The organism is Pseudomonas sp. NFPP24 (assembly GCF_900112095.1).
GTDB classification, from domain to species: domain Bacteria; phylum Pseudomonadota; class Gammaproteobacteria; order Pseudomonadales; family Pseudomonadaceae; genus Aquipseudomonas; species Aquipseudomonas extremorientalis.
The window spans coordinates 63,397-69,468 of the sequence record NZ_FOKD01000017.1; the positions used below are offsets into that span (position 1 = coordinate 63,397).

The following is a 6,072-nucleotide window of genomic DNA, read 5'->3' on the forward strand; positions in this document are numbered from 1 at the left end:
TGGACGCGTTGATAGCCAAGGAGAAACCAAGGCAAAAAAAACCTGCATCTCTGCAGGCTTCTCTTTATGTCGCTATCTGGCTCCACGACCTGGACTCGAACCAGGGACCCAATGATTAACAGTCACTTGCTAGCTGTTAGGCGCACTGGGGCCACGACGAAATGTGGCGCAGAAAATAGGTTAGCTGCATAGCGTGGGTCGCATGAATGCGTCACGCCAGGAAAGTTAGTCGGGTTGGATTGGGTTGTCAAAGCGTGGCAAAGCAATGACTTGTAGGAAAAGGAGGCGGCGGCAGTCAGCTACCGGATCACCTACAATGCGTGTCTGAGCGGTTCGACCTCCAGATGGCGTTATTTCGAAGTTGTGGCAATTCGTAGCTACAGTACTTAAGGACAGACTATATTTAAAATTACTAAACCACCAAAGAATGGAGTCGTGAGCTGACCTCGTTTGCTGACGCCCTATCCAGCAGCCTTACCTACCTACAATGACAGGAGAAAGTCCTTCCAACCGCGTAAAGCCCGTTCGAAGTCATCCAAACTTATAGTTATTGAGAAGTCCTCATCATAAAGTGAATAAATTTTAACTCCACTTTTCGAAATATGGGTTGCCCAGGCATCGCGGGCCCATTCAGTGGAGACCTCATCCTCTCGCCTCACTGCTCTCAATCTATTAAGGCCCTCATCTAGCCAAGGAATAGTTTCGACAAAAGGTCCCCCCCCATCGTCGATCAATAGGCAAGCAAGAATATCTACATCATCAGGCCCCAACGCATCCGTGCAACACCAAGGTATTGCTACCCCAGTTGATTCTTCCAAAAAAAACGAATATTCATCTTATTCCTTACATCAATGGATATACGGTGGTTTTAGTGGATCCCTCAGGGTCAGACGCCGTTTACCCCATGAGCCCGCCATTCAGCGCGAGGCGATTGTCGGCCCGAATTAGATACAGCATCATCACTCGATTCGTTTCGTCACCTACCTCAAACTCAATAAATCCGCCCCGTTTAGGATCCCCTTTATCAATTTCACTTACCACGCAGCGTGATGGTTCGAGGGTGTCGACGTTCCGGAATGCTTAATTTTTTCAGTTTCCGCGTTGACCCCTAAATACTTATCAGCATATTTTTCCGGAGTGCGCTTGTGAAGCTCCCCCAAAATCGACACCAGACTTACATGAATAGCCAAGTCTGTAGGCTTTATTTCCATAGCATCCTCATAACACTGCAAGGCGCCTTCAAGATCTCCCACCTTAACTAACATCGCACCTAGTTCAAGATACGTATCGACAAATGTAGGTTCGGCTTCAATGGCGGCCTGATAATACTTGAATGCGTCGACAACATTTGACGCACGCTCATTCGATACGCCTGCAAGGAAAAGATATCGAGCTATGACTTGATCAGGGGCCAACTGGGTAGTGACTTCATAATGCGTAATAGCCTGGGCAAAGTCACGCTGATAGAAACATATATCACCTAAACATTCAGCACATGCAGACTCAGACAGCAAGTGCGAGCGGGCCTTGAAATATTTAATTGCATTTTCGACAAGCCCGGTTGAGAGGTACCTAATCAATTGTTTCTTAATATCATTAAAATCAGATTCGTTCACAGCTACTCTCCAACAACTATAACGGGACTCCTCAGGGTCAGCCGCCATTTACTGCGCGCGGGCTGCCCCCCTTTAAACTCTTTATTTTATCGCCCAGCATACTTGGTTCAAAACTTTCTTCTATTGAAACGACCAGTCATGCACCGATATATTCGATCTTCTGATTAGACTCACACTCCAATGGTGCTCTATAGTCGGTAATAAAGCTGATACCCTCTATATATTCACCATTTTCAATAATCAGAAACTCATCATCCACATCATTAAAATCCAACTCGTAAAAATCCTCAAGCAGCAGTAGGTCACTGCCAGGCACAACGGATCCCTCAGGGTCAGACCCCGCTCACAATGGATGAAAGCACTGCACTGCCGGTAGATTGCTCGCATCTTCATCCTGAATAAACATCCACCAACTAGACTGGAGACTTTTTTGAGTAACGTTCTTCTAATCTTTCAGCAGACCTTAGAACACCACCCCTATCATTAGGAAAGAAAGTAGAGTACACATCAGCCGCAACGTTCATCAGAGAAACGTAGTCAGCCACTGGCAGACTTGAAATTTCTACTTCGCCCAGAAAGAAACTGACCTCACTGAAATCTTCTGGATAGTCCCAGTCTTGATCAAGAGAGTAAAAAAATCCTTCACTCACAGAGAAGCCAACTCCTCGCGAAGCGTCATAGATAAACGCTGGAAAATTAGTCTTTTCACTCACCATAGCAGCCTCTATCAATCCATAAAGGTCTTCGTAATCCAGACCAGTTGAAGCAAATGACTCTTTGAGGCTCTCAAGCCAAGCTAAGCTAGCCATTAGTTTGTCCTCGGCGGCATAGTGATAAAGGAGTTTGTTATTTCTCCAGTCTTGCTATTACCTGTCACCTGGAAGTGATATCCATTAATTTTAATACTAGCTTCTCTCATCGCTGGATTGGATTTGAACATAGACTCGGCTTGGACTGCGGCTCGACTAGACATGTCAGCCACTCTGCTATCCGGCAGAACCTTCGGATCGTAAGTCGTTATCGTGGGCGTAAGTTTATACCTACTCATTAATTCGCCTTTAGTATTGCCCCCTCAGGATCTGACACTGTGTTTAACCAGCCCCCCCCCTCAGGGGCGGCCCCATCTACTTCTAGCACCAAGACCCTAAGTCATATAACCATATTTAAATTACGCAAGATCATTCTAACCATAACAACTACCGCCTCACAAACTCAAATCTCTACTGACTTTGCAACTACATATAACGCAACACCTACAGAATGCAGAAACAGCCTATAATGTTTGTCACCACCTGAAAGCTCTTTGCCCTGCTGCATGGCTATAATATCTGAATATCCATATTCAACAAGAGACCCAAGCATTGAAATATCACCATCATCCTTACAACTAAAAAAACTATAACCAGGAAATGGCTGCTTTAAAAAATATGAAACCTTTAAGAAACGAATACTCTTTTTAACCTCTGCAACACTAGAATCCTCATCATCATAATAAACATCCAAGTCAAGAGTTGTTCCCGAATAAAACATCTCAAATCTATTTTCACCACCACCAGGCAACAACTGATCGAGATCAAGCAGTTGCCTAGGATTTGACAATTTAATTTTTTCAATCATTTTCTAGCCTTATCTACAGAGCCGCCATAGTTCTTATTAAGCTGTTGCCTTACCAAATCATAGTGCCATTCGGGTCAGACCCCATTTACCGAAAGTTACAGCCTAGCAAATGAATAAAAAAATCCGTCTCCTTTTCTTAAATATCCTGTTGCCAGAAGGTCAGGCAAACGCCATATTCATCGAGGAGATCGTCAGCAATTTCAAACTGAAATGCCCTCTCTGGAAAAGAGTCTAATAATGCGCGACTCCAATATCTACTGACCTGCTCAGCGAATAAATGACAAAGCCGATAGCCTTCTTCCGATAGACCAACTTTAAATACGGGCCGACCAGGTGCATCTTCCCACTTTGAAAAGAACTGATTTATTGAAAATATATTTCTGTATCGCTCAACGTCTCTACGCGAAGCACTTTGCTCCAGAGTACCAGACTCGGTCTCGACCAAACCTTTTAAATGATTTTTTTTCAGGTCGTATCGCTGAGCGTTAGGCAGCCAGAAAATGTGGCCATCCGTCTCAATAAAATCAGGTGAGAGCAACCCTAAAACAGAAGTTGCTTGTTCCAATGAAACCAAGTTTCCTACATATGAAAAGAACTCCCCAGCGCCAATATCTGAAACAAACAGATTCAACGATTCTTTAGAAATATTTCCCTGATAAATTTTCATCACTTCAACCCAAAGCTATCAAGAACCGACTAAAAAATGGGACAGATTTATTTTCTATTCAGACTAGCAAATATATAACAAACAAATCCGCCCCCCTTTTTTATCTTAAATAAACGTCCTAAACTAGACTGGAGACTTCTTTGAGTAGCGATCTTCTAATCTTTCAGCAGACATTAAAGCACTGCCTCCATCATCAGGAAAGAATGCAGAGTAAACATGAGCCGCAACTTTCATCAGAGAAACGCGACTAATTGGGATCAGAGCCCATTTACCCCTTATCCACAACATTCCAAATAATTTGCTTTGGCGGGCCATCCACGCCGTTTTTACATTCAGCTGCTCAACCACTTCAACAGCAGTCCATTTATAGTTATTGAAATTCCTTTTGCACCAACAAATCAACCTTGTCTTTTTAACTTGCTCGTCACATATTGTTCTAGATATTCTTCTAAAGGCTTGGCAGTCCCTAGAACATGAAGCTCTCCTGTTTCCTTATCAATTAGGAACGGTCCATTTCCAGCCAGCTGAGCCGAAAAACTCCCTGTCTCTAAATATTCTTTAGATTGATAGCAAAAGAACCATCCATCAGAAAACTCTCCCTCATGCGTTAACTGCAGAGGAATATCTGAGTCTTTTAAATACGCATTAGCTCGTTCCAGCGCACTCTCATAGGTAATCATTAATTAGTTCTCAGCAACTGTAGCGTCTTAAAATTATTCATATTAGCTGGCTTCCCAGTCTGCCCATCTAGATATCGGATAACTCCATTCTGATTAACCACGTTGAAAACATGGCCTGGCTGACCTGGACCATAGGAACCGAACACAATCCCGCGCGCGCCGTCCCCGCCACCGAGCATGTGTTGGGTAATAGTCTCGGTTGAAGATACACCGCTAAACTTAGCGCCATATTGCTTCTCCAGCACTGTCAACGGAACACCCTTGGTGGAATTTATCGGCAATGCAGATGCTGGGTTACCTGCAAGTGTTGCATCAGTAGCAATCGAACAATTAACACAGTTATGGGTTCGTCCAGCATCTGGATAACCTGGGTTTACGTTCCTAATTGAACCTGCAGTTTCATCCGCAACGCCTGTCGCTTTTGTACCCCACAATCCCATCTTACCTAAAACTGCCGCAATGCCTAAACCTGTCAGCTCTCCGGCCATGAACATGGCCCACGCCTTCACAAACTCATTCGCAGGCTGTGGCCCATCAAAACCTTGACCTTGTGCAAGGGCCAACTGCGCTTGCGCAGCTTCTTCAGCAGAATACCCCTGTTTCTGCATGTATTCGGCGAGGGTAGTTGACGCCTGCCCGTACTGCGCCAATCCTGCCGGAAGATGCTCCCCGAAATTGTATTGCGTAGCATTCTTCGCAACCCAGCCACCCTTCTCGATCGACTTCGCATCAGCATCCTTCTGCGAAGCCGCTGCCAGCACTCCCACAATCTGTGAACTCATGGACAAAAGGGTCTTATCGCCTTTAACCAAAGAGTCCAGATGAACGACTAGAGCTTCGTTGATCCCGGCTGCCAAAGCCCCCGTTCTGAAGTCCCCGCCTGTGGCCTTAGAGAGCAAGCCACCCACCATTGCATGAACCACAATTTTAGGAGGGTAGCCTTCCGTCAGTACCCCATGGGTGTAGTCGCCAATGGCATTAAAACTTGCTGCAGCCAATGTATTGAACAATGCGCCTTTGAGTGCATCACCAAAGTCACCACCTTGTCCGAGCGCTTTGCTCAGCAAAGTCGACGTACCGTTCTGCAAGGCTTGGTTCGCCGCAAACTGGCCAACGCCGGTCCAGGTGTTGAGGGCTGGCGAAGTGATAACGGCCCCTGTGTTTGGATTGGTCTGCGTGCCTGTCCAACCATCGAAAAGCCCTTTCGTCAGGCCTGCCGTCACGCCCGATATCACGTAGCCCTTAATCGCATCCGATGAGGTGACGTCCTTGAACACTGCCCCCAGATTGCCCCGATTATTGATAACGCTGACGGTTGCATTAGTCGCGGCACCTGAAGCAACAGCCCCCACCGCCGCCGCCGTGACACCACCACCACCCGCCGCAGTCGCAGCCATAGGCCCTACGACAGTAGCCATCACGATCGCGATAATGATCTGCGACGCAGGACCAAGTCCGGAGTTGCTGTATTTGAAACTCTCGTGAATTTCCT

General features: G+C 45.9%; 7 protein-coding genes and 1 tRNA gene. All 8 read right to left on the reverse strand.

What is annotated here, in order from left to right:
* Window positions 1-77: 77 nt before the first annotated feature.
* A tRNA-Asn gene (locus tag BM026_RS27100) sits at window positions 78-150 on the reverse strand.
* An 884-nt stretch (window positions 151-1,034) separates the two neighbouring features.
* On the reverse strand, window positions 1,035-1,616 hold the full coding sequence (locus tag BM026_RS27110; RefSeq protein ID WP_093513162.1) for a tetratricopeptide repeat protein: 582 nt from the start codon (window positions 1,614-1,616) through the stop codon (window positions 1,035-1,037).
* Between the two features lie 136 nt (window positions 1,617-1,752).
* Window positions 1,753-1,932 (reverse strand): hypothetical protein, encoded by a 180-nt coding sequence (locus BM026_RS27115; RefSeq protein ID WP_093513163.1) that lies wholly within the window; start codon window positions 1,930-1,932, stop codon window positions 1,753-1,755.
* Window positions 1,933-2,029: 97 nt separating this feature from the next.
* Entirely contained in the window at window positions 2,030-2,425 is a 396-nt protein-coding gene (locus BM026_RS27120) for a hypothetical protein (protein WP_093513164.1), read from the reverse strand.
* A 403-nt stretch (window positions 2,426-2,828) separates the two neighbouring features.
* A complete protein-coding gene (locus BM026_RS29070) occupies window positions 2,829-3,233 on the reverse strand; it encodes a hypothetical protein (protein WP_139217586.1) in 405 nt (134 codons plus the stop codon).
* A gap of 136 nt (window positions 3,234-3,369) precedes the next feature.
* Window positions 3,370-3,900, reverse strand: a complete 531-nt coding sequence (locus tag BM026_RS27125) for a hypothetical protein (protein ID WP_093530721.1) — start codon at window positions 3,898-3,900, stop codon at window positions 3,370-3,372.
* 398 nt (window positions 3,901-4,298) lie between these two features.
* The gene (locus BM026_RS27130; protein WP_083205641.1) at window positions 4,299-4,580 is read right to left on the reverse strand and encodes a YrhB domain-containing protein; all 282 of its coding nucleotides are present in this window, start codon (window positions 4,578-4,580) and stop codon (window positions 4,299-4,301) included.
* Window positions 4,580-6,072, reverse strand: a 1,493-nt coding sequence (locus BM026_RS29535) for a DUF637 domain-containing protein (protein WP_175507981.1), incomplete at its 5' end; no start/stop codon positions are given. The genes BM026_RS29535 and BM026_RS27130, both read right to left, overlap by 1 nt.